The organism is Phenylobacterium montanum, assembly GCF_018135625.1.
GTDB classification, from domain to species: Bacteria; Pseudomonadota; Alphaproteobacteria; order Caulobacterales; family Caulobacteraceae; genus Poindextera; species Poindextera montana.
This window is the reverse complement of record NZ_CP073078.1, coordinates 1,432,925-1,450,353: the sequence shown is the minus strand read 5'-3', so window position 1 is coordinate 1,450,353 and position 17,429 is coordinate 1,432,925. Positions and strand designations below refer to the sequence as shown.

Annotated in this window: 12 protein-coding genes; 7 read left to right on the top strand and 5 right to left on the bottom strand. The window is 66.6% G+C overall.

The genetic code is table 11. The annotated features are described in order from the left end of the window. Positions 1-64 precede the first annotated feature (64 nt). Positions 65-298: a hypothetical protein gene (locus KCG34_RS06385; protein WP_211939557.1), complete on the bottom strand. Its 234-nt coding sequence runs from the start codon at positions 296-298 to the stop codon at positions 65-67. A gap of 616 nt (positions 299-914) precedes the next feature. On the opposite strand from KCG34_RS06385, the gene KCG34_RS06380 reads away from it, so the two are divergent. Beyond that, a complete protein-coding gene (locus tag KCG34_RS06380; RefSeq protein WP_211939556.1) occupies positions 915-2,300 on the top strand; it encodes an FAD-dependent oxidoreductase in 1,386 nt (461 codons plus the stop codon). 147 nt (positions 2,301-2,447) lie between these two features. Here the strand turns inward: KCG34_RS06380 and KCG34_RS06375 are convergent, their stop codons facing one another. Beyond that, positions 2,448-4,523 (bottom strand): CocE/NonD family hydrolase, encoded by a 2,076-nt coding sequence (locus KCG34_RS06375; protein ID WP_211939555.1) that lies wholly within the window; start codon positions 4,521-4,523, stop codon positions 2,448-2,450. Between the two features lie 263 nt (positions 4,524-4,786). Between KCG34_RS06375 and KCG34_RS06370 the strand changes: the two genes are divergently transcribed. Next, positions 4,787-7,237 carry a TonB-dependent receptor gene (locus KCG34_RS06370; protein ID WP_211939554.1) on the top strand — a complete coding sequence of 817 codons (2,451 nt, stop codon included), beginning with the start codon at positions 4,787-4,789 and terminating at the stop codon, positions 7,235-7,237. Here KCG34_RS06370 and KCG34_RS06365 read toward each other — a convergent pair. Then, positions 7,221-7,457 (bottom strand): hypothetical protein, encoded by a 237-nt coding sequence (locus KCG34_RS06365; protein ID WP_211939553.1) that lies wholly within the window; start codon positions 7,455-7,457, stop codon positions 7,221-7,223. The genes KCG34_RS06370 and KCG34_RS06365 overlap by 17 nt on opposite strands. Positions 7,458-7,618: 161 nt before the next feature. Between KCG34_RS06365 and KCG34_RS06360 the strand changes: the two genes are divergently transcribed. Beyond that, on the top strand, positions 7,619-8,578 hold the full coding sequence (locus KCG34_RS06360) for a c-type cytochrome (RefSeq protein WP_211939552.1): 960 nt from the start codon (positions 7,619-7,621) through the stop codon (positions 8,576-8,578). A 149-nt stretch (positions 8,579-8,727) separates the two neighbouring features. Here the strand turns inward: KCG34_RS06360 and KCG34_RS06355 are convergent, their stop codons facing one another. Next, a complete protein-coding gene (locus KCG34_RS06355; protein ID WP_211939551.1) occupies positions 8,728-11,961 on the bottom strand; it encodes a WD40/YVTN/BNR-like repeat-containing protein in 3,234 nt (1,077 codons plus the stop codon). Positions 11,962-12,597: 636 nt separating this feature from the next. On the opposite strand from KCG34_RS06355, the gene KCG34_RS06350 reads away from it, so the two are divergent. Genes KCG34_RS06350 through KCG34_RS06335 form a run of 4 tightly spaced genes read left to right on the top strand, consistent with a single transcriptional unit; the run spans position 12,598 to position 16,313 of the window. Then, positions 12,598-13,368: an SDR family oxidoreductase gene (locus KCG34_RS06350; protein WP_211939550.1), complete on the top strand. Its 771-nt coding sequence runs from the start codon at positions 12,598-12,600 to the stop codon at positions 13,366-13,368. 31 nt (positions 13,369-13,399) lie between these two features. Next, on the top strand, positions 13,400-13,786 hold the full coding sequence (locus KCG34_RS06345; protein WP_211939549.1) for a nuclear transport factor 2 family protein: 387 nt from the start codon (positions 13,400-13,402) through the stop codon (positions 13,784-13,786). A gap of 54 nt (positions 13,787-13,840) precedes the next feature. Beyond that, positions 13,841-15,469, top strand: coding sequence for an AMP-binding protein (locus tag KCG34_RS06340; RefSeq protein WP_211939548.1), 1,629 nt, complete (start codon positions 13,841-13,843; stop codon positions 15,467-15,469). A gap of 13 nt (positions 15,470-15,482) precedes the next feature. Beyond that, positions 15,483-16,313: a DUF1295 domain-containing protein gene (locus tag KCG34_RS06335; protein WP_211939547.1), complete on the top strand. Its 831-nt coding sequence runs from the start codon at positions 15,483-15,485 to the stop codon at positions 16,311-16,313. 18 nt (positions 16,314-16,331) lie between these two features. Here KCG34_RS06335 and KCG34_RS06330 read toward each other — a convergent pair whose 3' ends face one another. Then, on the bottom strand, positions 16,332-17,417 hold the full coding sequence (locus tag KCG34_RS06330; RefSeq protein WP_211939546.1) for an NAD(P)H-dependent amine dehydrogenase family protein: 1,086 nt from the start codon (positions 17,415-17,417) through the stop codon (positions 16,332-16,334). Positions 17,418-17,429 lie beyond the last annotated feature (12 nt).

The following is a 17,429-nucleotide window of genomic DNA, read 5'->3' as shown; positions in this document are numbered from 1 at the left end:
GGCCCACGCAATTTGTGATCAGTGCGGGTCCCCGCACCCACCATACTTGCAAGTCTCCCAGAGGCTAAACAACCAAGCCCTTCGGATCCCGTCCGAAGGGTTTTTGCTTGTCGGCGATGCTGAGGATTCCGGCCAGGTCGCCTCGCACGTCCAGCACCAGTTGGCCGTAACCCGGCGTCGCGACCATCGCGTCGATCAGAAACCGGATCGGCCCCTCGAACTGGCGCTGTTCGGGATCGTCGCCTGTGGCCAGAGCCTCGTGGAGCTTCTCCACCTCGGCGCGGAAGGCGATGGCCACCTCTGGATGGCAGGAAGGGCGCGGGTTCATCGGCTTCGGTGAGGAAGGCGCGTAATTCCTTCTGGCGAGCTTCGAGCGCGACCATCTTGGCGTTCAGCCTGTCGGCCGCGCCGCCCTTGAGGATCAGCTCGAGAAGGGTGTCGAGTTCGCGGTCGATGCGCTTGATCTCGGCCTCGCCAGCGTCGATGTCGGCTCGGGCCTCTATGCGCAGGCGGTTGGCCTCACGGGTGAGCTCCTCGCAGAAGACGGCGAACAAGGCCGGCTCCATCAGGTGGTGGCGCAGGGCATCGAGCACGCGCGCTCCAAGTCGTCGGGGCGCATGTTCTGCCGGTTGTGGCAGGTTGCCGAGACCCATGGTGGCTTCCACGTGCATACCGTGGCCCGCGTGGGTTATCGCCTCGGCCCGAATGAAGGCGCCTTTCAAGGCGACGGCTCGCCAATGGCGGCCATGCCGGCAGATCGCCCAAGGTAGCGAGTTTCCGCATAGCCGACATCCCAGCCCGGCCTTCCTGAGGCTTGTTTGACGCCATGCGGCTCGACGATTGTCGCCTTATCGGGCTACTCCAAGTCGACAGGCGAGCGCACGTCTCCGCAATGCACCAAGAGGGCCCTGGCCATGAGCGACGTCCTAGTGATCGGCGCGGGTTTTGCGGGGCTCTATTCGGCGCTGATGCTCGCGCGCCGTGGGCACGCGGTGACTGTGCTCGAGAAAGACCCTGAAGCGCCGCCGGCAGATGGAGAGGCCTGCTTCACCGATTGGGTGCGCAGAGGCGTAGCGCAGGCCCGCCAGCCACACATCTTGCTGAACCGAGCGGCGCGTGTGCTGCAGGACGAAACGCCGGCGGTGTTGGCCGCCTTCGCCGACGCAGGGGCCAACTTGCTGACAGCCGGCGGCGAACGGGTAGCGCCAGACGAGCGAGACCGGCTGTTCTTCACCTGCAGTCGACGGCTGCCGCTCGAAGCCGTGCTTCGGCGTGCGGTGTTAGCGGAGCCCCAGGTTGAGCTGCGAACGGGCGAGGAGGCGTCCGGTCTTGTCTTGCTGAACGGACGGGTTCGCGGGGTTCTTTTGCGTGACCACACCGAAATCCGTGCCGAGCTTGTCGTCGATTGCGCCGGCCGTTGGTCGCGGTCGCGCGATTGGCTGATGGCGGAAGGCGTTCGGCTGGATCCGGAGCGGCGGCAGGACTGCGATTTCTTCTATCTGACCCAATGGCGGCGGCGAACCAACGCCGACTTCTCATGGGGAGGCGTGCCGGGACGGGCGGAGTCTGCTTTCGCCAGCTTCAGATGCTTCCCCGCCGATGGCGCGGTGTTCGCGGCCACCATGGTGCTGTCCATGCACGATCCGCTGAAGGCGAAGTGTCGCAAATCGGCGGTGTTCGAGCGCGTCTTCGGCGCCATCCCGGGATTTCAGCGATGGCTGGAAGGTTCCGAACCGATTTCAGAACTTGAAGTCACGGCCCGTATCGAGAACTGTTGGCGATCGACGCTGGATGAGAAGCGTCCGGCCGTGAGCGGTTTCGTTCTCCTTGGCGATTCCGCCATGCACACCAACCCGACGCTCGGGCGGGGCGTCGCTCTCGCGCTGCTTCAGGCGAGGCAGCTGGCGGACCTGCTCGAGCGCCATGACGCCGGCTCCCCCGACCTTGTGGCCGAGTTCGAAACCTGGCGCTCGGATGAGTTGAGCGTGTGGTATCTGAGCCAGGCGGCGGCGAATGCTCGCAGATCGGAGGAGATGCGACACACCGCCACGGGCGGTGAAACGCAGGAGCCGGTGGGCGAGCAGGCGCGCTTCGCGGCCGCCATGGCGATCGCCGCCGCCGAGGATCCCTATGTGGCGGAACGGGCCCTCGAGCTGTTTCATTTGCTCGCGACGCCAGCCGAGGTCGCGGCCGACCTGCGCGTCCGAAAGGCCGCGCAAAGCGTCTTGGAACGCGGCGTCCCCCTTCGGCCGCTCACCTCAGGGCCAGGGCGAACCGAGTTCGAGCGCATGCTGGAATAGCGATGGGCGAGGCGCACCGCGGCGGACAGCGCCGCCATATCGACGCGCGGGGCTCGCCAAAAGCCGACCAAGCAAGCCTCGCCATAACGCAGAGGTCCTTGCTCCGAAGCGGACATCGCCGCCGCTGAAGCTAATCTGACAAAGTCGTCAGGCGCCTTTGCGTTCGATGCGGTCGGTGCGCTCACGCGAGAAAAACGGCTGACCGTTCTTCTCGGCCGACAGTCTCTCCTGGATGACGTAGTGCGTGGCGCTGCTGCGCATTTCGATGGCGCAACGCATTTCACAGTCCCAGTCGCCCCGCCGGAAGCGGCTGGACTGAGTGATGGTCCATTTTGAGCTGTTGGGCTCGCCGGCCCGTATCTCCAGCTGCATGTCCGGGCCGGAGCCGGAGAGCTGCGTGCCGATGCCGGGGACAACGAACGGATGGTTCGGCCAGGCGCCTCGCATCCGCACCCATCCATCGGCTTCCTGGGTGATATCCAGCGCCGGCTCGCCGCGTGAAAAGCCGTCATGGGTGACGGGTATCGGGAACGGCGCCTCTGCGGCGGGGATCGGACGGACGGGCAGGGTGAGCGCGGCGGCGCTGAGCCGGACGTCCAGGGTCACCGTCTCGGGCGATGGCCAGACCAGCGGCCAGAGCCCCTCGGAAAGCGACAGACGGATCACCGAACCGGGCTTGAACCGGTGAGCGATGACGGTGAGCGGAATCTCGACCTCGCAGGCCTCGCCGGGAACCAGCGGTTGGGCCTCGCTGGCCACGCCGCCGCGAAAGGTCAGGTCCAGTAGGCCCGTCGTGACCAACCATGAGGCCCCATCGGGCGCCACCTCGCAGAGCCGGGCCGCGATCTTGGCGACGGGCCGGTCGCTCGCCACGGTCAGGCGCAGGCTGGGGACGCCGACGATTTCCAGCGCCTCGCCGAGGGGCTCGGAATCGAACACCAGCGAGCGCGCGTCGTCGGGACGCTGGTCCCTGGGAAGTTCGGCCTGGGCATAGGGGATCCATTCCGGCTTGGTCAGACCGACCACCTTGTCGGCCACGTACTGCAGCCGGGACGCGGGCGGCGGCGACGACTGCAGACGTCCGGGCGCGAGATAAAATGTCCGTGGCGCGATATTCGGGGAAGGCCAGCTGCTTTCCGAGGCCCAGCGGCCGGGAAGGTCCTTCATCCCGGTTTCGGCCGGCGTGGCGTAGGGCATGAAGAAGCGGAAGACCGGCCCGTCCATGACGCCATTTTCCTCGTCGGCCAGCCAGCGCCGCCACCAACGCAGCTCCTCGTACGCCCAGTCCAGCCCGGGCCCGGGCCGGGCCAAATCAGGGTAGATGTGCCCCCAGGGCCCGAACAGCGCCTTCTTGGGCGTCGAGATGGCGCGCAGCAGCCGCTCCGCCGATTCCGCATAGGAATCGGCCCAGCCGTCGACCAGATAGACCGGGCACCGGATGGCCCCGGGATCGAGGCCCACTGAGCCGTGCCGCCAATAGGCGTCGTTGCTCTGGTGCGAGAGCCAGCGCGCGGCGATCGACGGCGTCGCCTCAAGCCGGCTCCGCCACATGGACTCCCAGCGATCGCCCACGACGGCAGGGTCCGGCGGGCCCGACATCACCATCTCGAAGCCCGCCGCCCACTTTAGGTTGGTCAGTCCGGGCGCCCCGCCGACATAATGGGCGTCGTTCCAGAATCGCATGTCGGTTGCGCACATCGGCATGATGGCTTTCAGCGCCGGCGGGGCTAGGGCGGCGACCTGCAGAGTCGAAAACCCGCCCCACGACAGGCCCCGCATGCCGACATTGCCGTTGCACCAGGGCTGCGCGGCCAGCCAGGCGATGATCTCGACCCCGTCCTGCTGCTCCGAGGCCAGGTATTCGTCGTGCAGAAGGCCGTCGGAATCGCCCGATCCCCGGATATCGACCCTTGCGAAGCCGACGCCACCCGCCGCCAGCTGCGGCCCCCAGTGGTCGTCGATCAGCCGATAGCTGTCTCGGGTGCGATAGGGGATGTATTCGAGCACGACGGGGAAACGCTCGTCCGGCCCGCCCCGCGGCAGCCAAAGCCGCGCCGACAGCCTCAGGCCGGACTTCAGCGGGATCCAGACCGGCTCCAGCGCCTTGACGCCATGGGGGCCAGCCTCGGGCCTACGGCCCGGCTCGCTCCTAGCGGCGCTCCATCCGGCGAGCAGCGGCTGTGCGGCCAGGCCAGCCAGGACACTGCGGCGGCGGGTCGGCATGGCGTCTCCTTGCAGCGCGGGCCACGCTCCGGCCAGACTTTCGATGAGAGCTTCACGGGCTGCGCCGTCCCTGATCCAATGACATTTTGCGATGGGCGCATCGAGTTATTGCGCTTTCCAGCGGAACTCCCAAGGGCGCTCCATCCGCAAGATCATCGCTGTCCGCACGAAGGCGCGCCACGAACCGCCATCCTTTGCCGGGATCGGGAAAGTCGCCGCACGGATAGCGAGAAGGGCAGGGCCGTCATTGGGGGGAACAAGCCGTGGCGATTCTAGAAACCAGATCGGCTCATTGCCAGCGCTCGCGGTGGGCCACATTTCTGGCGACATCGACCAGCGCCTTCGCCTTGGCCATGACGGCGAACGCCGCCCAGCCCGCCCAGAACAGCAAGGTCGAGGAGATCGTGGTAACGGCCAACCGCTCCGGCGCGGAGTCCCTGCAGAAGGTCGCCGCCGCCATCTCGGCCGTCAACATCCAGCAGGTGGATCAGTCCGGCGCCGGCAATCTCGTTGACCTGGCCAAGTTCACGCCTTCACTGTCCATCACTCAAGGCGCGCCCGGCTATAACAAGTTCGACATGCGCGGGCTGACGACCGGACCCTATGCAGGGTCGGACACTTCGGACCGGTCCCTGGTCGCCGTCTATCTCGACGACACGCCGATCTCGGTCCAAGGGCAGACGCCCGACCTTCGCGTGTACGATCTGGAGCGCGTCGAAATCCTGCGGGGACCCCAGGGTACGTTGTATGGCGCCAGCTCGATGGCCGGCACGATCCGCTTCGTCACCGCCAAGCCGAGCCTGACCAAGACCTTCGGCAGCCTCGAAGTCACCGGCGGCGCCACCGAGCACGGCCAGGGTAGCTACAGCCTGCGCGGTATGTTCAACACGCCCCTGGCCAACGACCAGCTCGCGCTGCGGGGGACCATCTACACGGGGGAGGACGGCGGTTACATCGACAACATCGGCCTTCGGGACAAAAAGGACGCCAACCGCAACCGGTCGACACAGGGGCGCCTGGCTCTGCGCTGGCGGCCTAACGACCGCTTCACCGCCGACCTCAGCGCGACGGTCGAGGAAAGCCGCGCGTATGGCCTCAACAGCGTCCTCAGCGGCTTGCCGGCCTACACGACCTCAACCAACTCCTCGGAAGGCACAAGCGACGACCTCCAGCTGTTTTCGCTGAATCTGGACTACGACCTGGGCCGCGCGGACCTGATCTCGACGACATCCTATACTTGGCGGCGGCTCGGTTACGACGCCAGCATCGAGTCCACGATCGGCTACTTCTTCCAGGACTATGGCACGGGCCTGCCCGTAGGGCCGGGGGCCTATCCCCTGTTCGAGGAGCCGTCCGCCTATAGTCAGGAGGTCGCCGATTCTATTCCCGCCGAACACTTCAAGATCGACAACAAGATCCAGGACGTGATGCAGGAGGTGCGTCTGGTGTCCAAGGACGACGGCCCGGTCAAATGGACGGTCGGGCTCTTCTTCGAACATCAGCAGCGCAATCTATACCAGGACATCCCGGTCCCAGGCTTCGACACCCTGTCCTACCAGAACACCTTCTACGGTCCCTTCAACACCCCCAACGGCCTCTACAACTCGCAGACCGTCGACCACGCCTTCAACCCTAACGACATTTTCTCGGGCCTGCAGAACCTCGAGGAGCGGCAGATCGCCATCTACACGGACGATACTTGGCACGTCACACCCAAGCTCGACCTCACCGCCGGCGTCCGCTATTTCAGCTTCCGCGAGAACTATTACCTGTTCGAGGGGGGCGTCTACGGCGTGGTCAACCACGTTCCCCTGACATTGAACGCGGTGCAGAAGGCGGACGGATTCAATCCCCGCTTCAACGCCGCCTATCACGTCAATCCGGATCTGATGATCTATGCCGAGGCGGCCAAGGGCTTCCGCTATGGCGGCGCCAACCAGCCGGTCCCCATCGGCAGCAGCGGAATCGCCGGTCAGTGCGCTCAGGAGCTGGCCGCCTATGGCTATTCTTCGGCGCCGTTGACCTTCGGTCCCGACCACCTTTGGAACTATTCGATCGGCGAAAAGGCGCGGCTGTTCGACGGGCGCATGACCCTCAACGCTGACGCCTTCTACATCGACTGGAAGGACGTGCAGACCCGGCTGGGCCTCAACTGCTCCTATTTCTTCACTGACAACAAAGGCGCCATCACCAGCAAGGGCTTCGAGGCTGAGGCCACCATCCGCCTGACGCCCGAACTGACGCTTAGCTCCAACCTGTCCTATACTGACGCTACGGCCAATGGTGACCTGGTGTTCACCGGCGCCTTTAACGGCGACCAGACGCCCTATTTCCCGAAGTGGATCGGGTCGGTATTCCTATTCTACGACCGCCCGCTCGGAGACGGCAAACTGCACGCCCAGATCAGCTATCAATACCGTGGCGAAGAACACACCACGTTCAACGACTACAGCACCGCCCTGGTGAACGGCGTACTGACCAGGACCGGCCCCAGCGCCTCCTATGCCGTCATCCCGGCTCAGAACAACGTTGGGGCGTCGATCGCCTACGACTTTGGCCGCTACGAGTTCGGCGTGTACGGCACGAACCTGACGGACGGGGTGAAGATCACCGACATCGTGCGTGCGACCTACTACGCACCCTACCAAGCCGGAAACCTGGAGACGGCGGCTCGACCGCGCTCGTTCGGCGTCAGGATCAAGGCGAGCTTTTAGGCCACCGCTCCGTCTTGCCGTCAGGTGAGACGGCTGCTTCGTGCGCGTGGATTTTGCCGGCCAGCCTCTCCTCGATCTGCGCCGTCACGGTGAGCGTCTTCGGGTCCACCACGCTGACGGTGGCGTTGCCCTGGTTCACGAGGGGCAACGATTGCGCGCGAGCTTCGAATCCGAGACCGACGATTATGGCGGCCATAGCCACGGCGGCTTTGCTTCGCATCCCAGGAACCCCCATCGGCCGGCCTGCAATTTCGTCCCGCAGGCCGGACGCCTAAGCAAACGGACTGATCGGTGCGGTCATCCGGTCCTGCCCGCACATTTTTGACCATCCGTGGACCCAGCTCTCCCTATTTGCTCAGCTTTCATGGATTGGAGGCCGCCGTGGAACACCGAGTCTGGATCGCCTCCGTAGCGATCATCCTTCTTGCGGCCGCGTCGCCGGATCCGCCGGACACCACACGGGGGCTTGCCTGGGCGTATCCCGTGGGTCCCGAGACGCCATTGCCCGCGGCGCCCAAGGGCGTGGTGGCTCCAGGCAGTAAGGTCCGGCCTGGCGAGGCCGACGAGGCGGCGGGGCCGATCGACTGGTTTCCGCAAGAGCATCCGCCTGCGCCCGACGTTGTCGCTCTCACGACGAAAGGTGGTCCGACGCCCTGCGCCGAATGCCATCTGTATGACGGGCATGGATTTGCTGGCTCGGCCGATATCGCGGGCCTTCGCGCTGAATATATCGTGGAGCAGGTCAAATCCTTTCGGAGTGGCGAACGCACCTCATCGCAAAAGCCGGATCGGTTCGACACGACCGAGATGATCAAAGAGGCGCGGCAGGTCTCTGACCCAGACTTGGCGCGCGCCGCCGCTTGGTTCGCCGCCTTGCCCCGACGTCGGTTTGTCAGGGTGGTCGAGACCGATAGTGTGCCAGTCACCAGGCCCAGCTTTTTCGGTTGGCTCGACCTTGAGCCAACATACGGCAAAGAGCCCATCGCTGGACGGATCATTGAACTTCCAGAGGATCCGGCCCGAATGTTTCTGGGCGACCCCCACAACGGGCTGGTCGACTATGTGCCCCCTGGTGCGGTGGGCCGGGGGGCTGCCTTGGTGGAAACGGGTGGCCCAGGTCGGCAGCCATGCGAAATCTGTCATGGAACGGGCCTGAAGGGCGGCGAAGCAGCCCCGCCGCTGGCTGGCCGTAGCGCAGCCTACCTTGCCCGCATGCTTTGGGACTTCAAGACGGGCGCTCGGGGCGGCCCGACCGCCGCCCAGATGCAGGCCCCCGCCCATCCGCTGAGCGAAGCACAGATAACGGATATCGTTGCATATCTGGCTTCCCTGCCGCCATGAGCGTCGCGCCCCTGGAGGCTGCTCCCACATTGGCGCTCAACACTTTTCCGCCAACTGCAGTCGTCCAGGGTCGGCGGTCTAGGGCAGCGCCACCTTCCACAAAGCGGCCGTGCCGATCGGCAGGGACGTGAGAGGCGCTGCGTCGTTCGCTAAGGCAGATCCTCTCCGCCGTCGTCGGCCGGGGCGTCGACGAGATCTTCGGCAGGCGGCAGCTTCACCGACGGCAACCGCGCCGCCTCCAGGTCGAGGCTGAGCCGCGCCAGGTCCTGGTCGCGCAGCGAGGCCCAGGCGGCGGATTCGGTCTCGACCCTGGCGGCCTGAGCCGCGGCGGCCTCGGCCTGCGCCTGGGTCGGCGCTCGATCGGCCGATTCCAGGTCGGTCTCGATCCCGGCCAGACTCGCGCTCGCCGCCTGCAGCGGGTCGTCGTCCCGCTCGGCCGTGCGCGCCGCCATCGCCTCGGCTCGGTCCTTCAACGCCCCAGGGCCTGCCTTGTCGGCCGCAGCCTTCAGCTGGTCGTGGGCCAGGGCGCGTTCCAGATAGCCCCGCCGCGCCAGCGCCAGGCTGGTCGAGATCCGCCGGGACAGCGCCAGCGCCTGAGCCAGTTCGCCGGGCGTGGCCGCGCTGCGCGGATCGGCCAGCACCCGCACCACCTGATGCTCGGTGCGTCCGTCGGCCTTCAGCAGCACCTGATAGTCGCCCGGGGCCACCAGCGCGCCCTCAGGCGTGACCGGGCCCGCCATCCCAGGATTGGCGGCGATGGAATAATCGTACTTCAGCGACTGCGGCCGGGCGTAGCACAGGTTCCACACCACCCGGTGCGCGCCGGCTGTCGCGGGCAGGGGCTGCTCAGGATGCAGCCAGCTTTTGGCGAAATAGCGTTCTGCCGTGGGCTCCGGCTGCGGCTGGCTGGTCAGGCGCTGGACGAGATCGCCCGCGGCGTCGCGAATCTCGATCTCGACCGGCGTCTTTGCCGGCGTTGCCAGCCAGTAGTCGAGGATGGCCCCAGCCGGCGGATTGGCGCCAAACGGCTCCTCCTGCGGAACCGGCGTGTCGCCGCGATCGACATTGGCCCGCACGCGAATAGCCGGCGCCGGGGTGAACAGGCGCACGGGCTCGCCATTGATCGAGCCGGCTTCGCGCAGCGGCGCGATGTCATCCTGCACCCACAGGCCGCGCCCCTGGGTCGCCGCCACCAGGTCATCGCCATGCACCAAGAGGTCGCGCACCCAGGCGGTGGGCAGGCCCTCTCGCAGCGGCCGCCAGTGGCCGCCGTCGTCCAGCGAAACGAACACGCTTTGCTCGGTCCCGGCATAGAGCAGGCCGGCCCGCTTGGGGTCGGCGCGTAGCACGCTGGCGAAATGGCCCTTGGGCAGATCGCCGGTCGCGTCCTGCCAGGTCGCGCCCCAGTCGTGAGTCTTCAGCGCATGGGGCTGCACGTCGTCCAGCCGCTGGCTGTCGATGGCCACATAGGCGGTCCCGTCGGCCAGGTCCGAGACGTCGATCGAGGCTACTTTCGACCAGGCCGGCAGGCCCTTGGGAGTGGCGTCGGTCCAGTGGGCGCCGCCGTCCCGCGTAAATTGGATCAGACCATCGTCGGTCCCGACCCAAAGCTCGCCTTCGTGGCGGGCCGAGGTCGCCATGCTCCAGATCGCGCCATAGCCGCAGGCCTTGGCGTCGGCCACGGCGACCTGGGTCGCCTCGCAGCCCTTGGCGCCGGCCGCCTTGCCGGTCAGGTCGGGGCTGATCACCGACCAGCTGTGGCCCTGGTCCTTGGATGCGAACACCACTTCGGCGCCCAGATAGAGCACGGTGGGGCCCGTACGCGACACCGCCATCGGCGTCACCCAGACATAGTGGTGCGCTGTTGTGGTCTGGCGGCGGCCATAGTTCGGCGAGAGGTCGGGGGCGATATTGGCCACGGTGGCGGTGCGGGCGTCCCAGCGCGTCACCCGTCCGCCGAGGCCGGTGCCATAGACCGTGTTCGGATCATTGGGATCGGGCAGCTCGTAGTCGCGCTCGTCGCCGCCTACGGGGCGCCAGTCGCGCTGGTCGATCGCGCCATAATCGCCGCGGGTGGCGATGCCCACCGTCCCCGAATCCTGCTGGCCGGCATAGACGCGCCAGGGAAAACCATTGTCCGCGCCCAGGTGATAGAACTGGCCGGTCGGCTGATTGTACCAGCTGGACCAGGTCTTCCCGGCGTCGACCGAGATCGCCGTTCCCTGGTCGCTGGCCGTGGCCATATGGTCGGGGTGGGCCGGGTTGATCCAGACCTGGTGATAGTCGTCTCCGCCAGGCGCGCCCCGCACGATCTCGCAGGTCTTGCCGCCCTCAGCGCACCGGCGGACCGATTGGCCGACCAGATAGACCACGTCGGGGTCGTCCGGCGCGACCGTCACATGGCTGGCGTAGTCGCTGGTGAAGGCCTGCCCGTCATTGACCCGCGCCCAGGACGCGCCGCCGTCATCCGAGCGATAGAGTCCGCCGGCCTTGCCGGCCGAGATCACCGCATAGACCCGAAGGCCCCTAGCTGTCCGCGCAGTGGCCAGGCTGATCCGCCCCAGCGCGCCCGGAGGCCAGCCCAGGCCGCCGAGCCGCGTCCAACTCACCCCGCCGTCCAGCGACCTGTATATCCCGCTGCCGGCGCCGGCGACCGGGGTGAAATAGCTCTGCCAGGGATATTGGCGCGCCTGCCAGGCCGCGGCGAACAGGACCTTGTGGTCGGCCGGGTCCGCGGCCAGGTCGACCACCCCGGTGTCGGCGTCGATCTTCAGGGTCTGGGCCCATGTCTTGCCGCCGTCCTGCGAGCGGAACACCCCGCGCTCGGCGTTGGGTCCGAAGAAGTGCCCCACGGCGGCGACCAACACCGTATCGGCGTCGGTCGGATCGACCCAGATGCGGCCGATGGCGCGCGTGTCCTCCAGGCCCAGCGCCTGCCAGGTCTGGCCGCCGTCGGTGCTCTTGAACATCCCTGCGCCGCCGGCCACGTCATAGCGCGGCGTCGGCTGGCCTGTGCCCACATAGACGGTGTTGGGCGCGGAGGGGGCCACGGCGATGGCTCCGATCGGCGCCGCCGGGGCCTTGTCGAACAGCGGGGTCCAGGTGCGCCCCGCATTGTCCGTGCGCCAGACCCCACCACCCGCCGCGCCCATAAAGAAGGTGTCGGGCCGGCTCGGCACGCCCTCCACTGTTTCGCTCCAGCCGCCGCGGAACGGACCCAGCAGGCGCCAGGACAGGTTCGGAATCACGGCGGTCGTCGTCGGAACGGCTGCAGCGAGAGCTGGCGCGCCGATAGCGAGCGCCAGCGTCGCGACGGCGATCCCACGGATCGTCGAAACGCCTCCGGCCTGGGGTGGGCGGATGTCGTCCAGTTTGAAGGTCATTTGTCGTCCTGACAGCGAAGCAATTGAACGATTGGTGCAGGCTGACGGCGGCGAGCGCAACGTCCGACGCCCTCAACAATTGCGGCCGTTCCGACCGGCCAAGCTAATTTGGCGGGATTTCCCTCAAAGCCGCCATCCGGATGTTCGTGATCGCTAGGCGGCGCCGGGATAGGCCAGGCATGGTCGAGAGGAACGGGCGGTCGGCTTCGTCCGGCCCCCGCAAGCCTCGCCATCGATGCGCATCGACCGCCGTGGCGTCTGGGCCACCAGCGAAGCGGCGGCGAAAAAGCCGTGATGATACCTGCAGTCCCGCGGATGTTGACTTCCATAGGCTCCGCTGCCGCCTGGCTCGCGCCGCTACTCACCACTCTTCCGACCCAACCACATCTGATCTCCCAGCCTGGACTTCGGACCCACGAGCAACGGGCTCACTGAGAGCGGACGGCAGCGACCCGAGCCGCCTGGCGATAGGGCGGGGGTGCTTTCAGCCAAGCCGACTCAACGTGTCAGTTCCCTTGCAGTCCCCAGGAGATCCCGGCGCCCGAGGGCGATTGCAAACTTTCATAAAGAGACTTACTCTCCGCCGAGCTTGAGTAAATCAAGGCCGCAGAGGCCAACTCCCGGAAAGAAATGCGAATGATTATCAAGGACAGCGTCGCGCTCGTCACCGGTGGCAACCGGGGGATTGGCGAGGCTTTTGTTCGGGCGCTGGTCGAAGCGGGGGCCTGCAAGGTCTATGTCGGCGCGCGGAGCCCTGGCGATGCTCAGCATCTCTCCGATGAGTTTCCCGGCCGCGCAGTGATCGTGCGGCTGGATGTCACCGACCCCGAGCAGATCGCTGGGGCGGCGCGCGGCTGCGGCGACGTCTCCATCCTGGTTAACAACGCCGGCCAATTCGCCATGCGCCGCCTGATCGATGCGCCCGACATGAGCGGCGCCCGATCCGAGATGGAGGCCAACTATTTCGGGCCGCTGATGATGTGTCGCGCCTTCGCGCCGGTGCTGGCGCGAAGCCCTGAGAGCGCCATCATTAACGTGCTGTCCGCGGCGGCGATCGTCGCAGTGCCGGGCATGGGCGGCTACAGCCCCTCGAAGTTCGCCGGGCGGGCGATGTCGACCTGCATCCGCGCCGAACTGGCGCCCCAGAAGACCCATGTCGCCGCCCTGATCGTCGGCTCGATCGACACGCGCATGGCTGGCCACGTCAAGGGTTACAAGGAACCGCCGTCCGTCGTCGCCGCTGCAGGCCTGCGCGCCATCGAGCGGCGGATCGACGAGGTTGACACCGACGCTATGGCCGTCGAGGTGCGCGCCAACCTGGCCCTCGATCCGAAGGGCCAGGAACTGCAGATGCGCAAATCGCTGAGCGGTGAACGCGTGACCACCGACCGCGGCGCCAGCGCCTGACCGGACACAAGACACACAAGGGGAGACCAACATGACCGAGGCCGAGATCCTCGCCTTCGCAGAACGTTTCGTCCACGCCATCCAGGTCGGCGATGTCCCGGCGGTGAGGGCCTGCTACGCGCCCGGGGCCAAAATCTGGCACAACACCGACGATGTCGAACAGACGGTCGATCAGAACGTCAGCGTGCTCAACTGGTTCATCGCCACCCTGCCGGACCGCAATTACCGCGTGCTGCGTCGCGAAGCGCTGAAGGACGGCTTTCTGCAGCAGCACATCCTGGAAGCCACCCTGCCGGATGGGACCAAGTGGCGGATGTTCGCCTGCGTTGTGGTGAAGATGGAGAACGGCCTGATCACCCGCCTGGACGAGTATTTGGACTCCGCCCAGGGAAAGGCCCTGAGGGCGTTCGGGCGCTAAGACCAGGCTAGTCGATAGTATCATTATGCAAGCGGAATTCGCCCGGAGCCGGTCATGACCGCTTTCGATCCTCCCTGGTTCGATCCGGCCATGCCCAGCCGCGACCAGTGCGTCTTGCGTCACGCACTCGACGCGGCCGCCACACGGCATCCCGATCAGATATTCGCCCTGTTCGAGGGTGGGCTTACGTGGACCTACGCTCAGGCCCGGGCCATCGCGAGGGACACCGCCGAAGCCCTTTCTCGTCTGGGCGTCAGGCGCGGCGACATGGTGTCGGTCTGGCTGCCGAATGGGCCCGAGGCGGTAAGGGTATGGTTCGGCCTGAACTACCTCGGCGCCGTGTTCGCGCCGATCAACACCGCCTACCGCGGTCGCCTGCTCGAGCACGTGCTTGCCAATACCGGCGCCAGGCTGCTCATCGCGCATGCCGGCCTGACCGAGAGGCTGGCGCAGCTCGATCTGGCGCGGATCGAACAGATTATCGTCGTCGGCGACGGCGGGACGGCGCTCGACGGCGTTGTGGCGCTGCCCTTGACTGCGCTTGACGGAGACGGCTCCCGGCTGGCCGAGGATGCGCCGATCGAGCCCTGGGATATCTGGGGTGTCATCTACACATCAGGCACCACCGGTCCGTCGAAGGGCGTGATGCAGACCTACCTCCAGATTTGGACAACCGGCCGCTGCACCTACGGCTACATGACGCCGGACGATCGGATGCTGATCAACCTGCCGATGTTCCACGTTTCCGGCACGGGCTCGCTCTATGCGGTGCTGACGACGGGCGCGAGCATGGCGCTGAAGGAAGGGTTCCGCACCCAGCGGTTCTGGGAGGAATTGCGGGAAACAGGGTCCACGACGACCGCTGGGTTGATCGGCGCCATGGCCGATTCCCTGGCCAAGGCCGACCCCCGCCCAGACGACGCCGACAATCCGCTGCGTTGGGTTTGCATGACCCCGATTAGCCCCGGAACGGTGGCTCTCGCCAAGCGCTTCGACTTCGGCTGGCATTCTGGGTTCAACATGTCCGAGGTGTCGGCGCCCCTGGTGACCCAGCCGCGCTCGGAGCGGGAGAACAGCTGCGGACGCCCGCGCGCCGGCGTCGAGGTGCGGGTCGTCGACGAGCATGACATCGAGGTTCCCGTTGGTCAGGTGGGCGAGCTGATCATCCGCTCGGACCTGCCTTGGACCATGACGCCGGGCTATCTGAACATGCCCGAGGCCACGGCCCGAGCCTGGCGCAACGGCTGGTTCCATACCGGCGACGCCTTCCGTCGCGATGCCGACGGCGAGTTTTATTTCGTCGACCGGATGAAGGACACCATCCGCCGGCGCGGCGAAAATATCTCCTCGTTCGAGGTGGAGGCCGAGATCGCTAGCCATCCGGCGGTGCTCGCGGCCGCAGCCGTGGCCGCGCCTAGCGATCACGGCGAGGAGGAGATCCTGGCCTGCGTGACGCTGATGCCCGGCGCGAGCCTCGAGCCGGCCGAACTGATCGCCTACCTCGCCCCGCGCATGGCTCATTTCATGACCCCGCGCTACGTGCGGATCCTGGACACCCTGCCCATGACCCCCACCAACAAGGTGCGCAAAGCCGAACTGCGCGCGCCGGAGGTCCTGGCCGGGGCGTGGGACCGCGAGGCGGCGGGAATGGTGCTGAAGAAAGAGCGGCTGTCGAGCCGCTGACAGGAGGGGGAAAATGGCGGGGTTGGCTGGAATCTGGGGTGTCTACGGGCTTGCCTTCACCCACGGGCTGATCTTCGTGGGCGGCTTCTTCATCCTGACCCTTTGGCTGGCCAGCATCGCGCTGAAAGACACCAGCATCATTGATGTCTTCTGGGGCTTTGGCTGCGCGGCCATGGCCTGGATCTTTTTCCTGACCCGGGCGGGCGGCGAGCCTCGGGCGATGATCACCCTGGCCTTCGCCACGGCCTGGGGCGTGCGCTTAGGCGCCTATATCGGAATGCGGAACTGGGGCGCGGAGGACGCCCGATACGCCCGTCTGCGACGCCATATCACCGAACAGGGCAAGAGCTTCCTGTGGCATAGCCTGAAGGCTATCTTCGCTTTCCAGGGCGGGGCCATGGTGGTCTGCACCCTCCCGCTGCTGGTCGCGATCGTCACGCCCGGACGCGGTCCCATCGGCCCGTTGGGCTTTGTCAGCATCGCCATGATGGCCGTTGGGGTGGTGATGGAGACGCTGGCCGACTGGCAGATGGCCCAATTCCGCGCCACCCGCACCGTCAAGGGCGAGGTGATGGACCGGGGCCTGTGGCGGTATTCGCGTCATCCTAACTATTTCGCCGAGATGCTGACCCAGTGGGGCTTCTTCCTGATGGCAGTGGACGCCGCCGGGCCCCTCGGCCTCATGACCGCCGTCGGACCGGCGGCGCTGAGCTACCTGATCATGGGGCCCATGGGCGCCAATCTCCTCGAGCGGCGCCTCGGCAAGAAGAGCGCCGGCTACGAGGACTATATTCGCAGGACCAGTGCGTTCGTGCCCTGGCCGCCAAAGCGCAAGGCGGTTTGAGCGCACGGCGGGGGCGGCCTACAGTCCCTTGTCCGCCAGCCGCGCGCTGAATGGCGTCGCCATGGGCCGGCTGAGCAGCCCCGGGGCTGCCGCGCAGACGACGGAGATGGCGTTTATGACCGCGCCGGCGAGCGCGATCTGCTCGGGTTCGGTGCGGGTGGCGTCGCCGGCGCGCTTGGCGAGGTCCACCGCGATGTCCACGCAGGGCTCGCCTTCGATCCTGATCTTCCAGAGCGGCGGCTTCGGCTCGTCCAGATGGGCTGCTTCCATGTGCCAGTGGATCGAGACGAGCAGTCTTGCGCGCCCGCCGACGATTCCACGCCAGCGCAGGTTAAGGTGGCTGACCGTTCCTTGGCGGATAACGCCCGCTGCGACGTGCAGGTCTTCGGTGGCGGCGAAAACCTGATGATCGGGAACGACAGCCTCGAGCGCTATGCCCAGCCGCTCTGCGACCAGAGCCAGCATTTCCGCGTACATGCCACCTACCGCTGAGGCTGGCGCCCAATCGCCGGCGTTGGGATCGAAGCTGCCAGGCTTGGCCCCGAAACCGAGCACGCCGAACACGTAGTTCGGATCGCGCATCGAACGGCCGTCGGCGCTCTCGACGATTTCGAGGTGATCGATCTTCGAGCAGAGGCCGGACGCGACCACCGCCAGCTGTTCGCCTGCAAAGCCAGGATTAAGACCGGCGTTCATCAACGTGACGCCGCCCTTGGCGCAGGCCGCTTCCAGCCTGCCGCAGTATTGCGGCCCCCAATAGTGCGGATGGCTGTGGCCGTTGATGCTGATGACGTTCTTGCCGGCGGCGAGAAGTTGCTCGATCTCGTCGTGATCCGACCCGTAGGGCGGAGAGATCCGCGCGCAGTGGATCACGACATCGGCGTCCAGCGCCAGGATCTCCTCGACGCTGTTGGTGGCGATCACGCCGGTCGCGGGTCGGCGGGCGATCTCTCCGGCGTCCAGGCCCGCCTTGCCCCGGCTATAGACAAAGACCCCGACCAGCTCGACGGCCGGATGGTCGATCAGGGCGCGAAGGCAGGTCTTGCCCATCGCGCCCGTCGCCCACTGGACGACGCGATAGCGCCTGGTCGGTGGCTCGGACATGCGGAACCTGTC

Coding starts and splice junctions, on each gene's coding strand:
- KCG34_RS06380 (WP_211939556.1), top strand. CDS start 915: ATGAGCGACGTCCTAGTGATCGGCGCGGGTTTTGCGGGGCTCTATTCG.
- KCG34_RS06375 (WP_211939555.1), bottom strand. CDS start 4,523: ATGCCGACCCGCCGCCGCAGTGTCCTGGCTGGCCTGGCCGCACAGCCG.
- KCG34_RS06365 (WP_211939553.1), bottom strand. CDS start 7,457: ATGCGAAGCAAAGCCGCCGTGGCTATGGCCGCCATAATCGTCGGTCTC.
- KCG34_RS06355 (WP_211939551.1), bottom strand. CDS start 11,961: ATGACCTTCAAACTGGACGACATCCGCCCACCCCAGGCCGGAGGCGTT.
- KCG34_RS06350 (WP_211939550.1), top strand. CDS start 12,598: ATGATTATCAAGGACAGCGTCGCGCTCGTCACCGGTGGCAACCGGGGG.
- KCG34_RS06345 (WP_211939549.1), top strand. CDS start 13,400: ATGACCGAGGCCGAGATCCTCGCCTTCGCAGAACGTTTCGTCCACGCC.
- KCG34_RS06340 (WP_211939548.1), top strand. CDS start 13,841: ATGACCGCTTTCGATCCTCCCTGGTTCGATCCGGCCATGCCCAGCCGC.
- KCG34_RS06335 (WP_211939547.1), top strand. CDS start 15,483: ATGGCGGGGTTGGCTGGAATCTGGGGTGTCTACGGGCTTGCCTTCACC.
- KCG34_RS06330 (WP_211939546.1), bottom strand. CDS start 17,417: ATGTCCGAGCCACCGACCAGGCGCTATCGCGTCGTCCAGTGGGCGACG.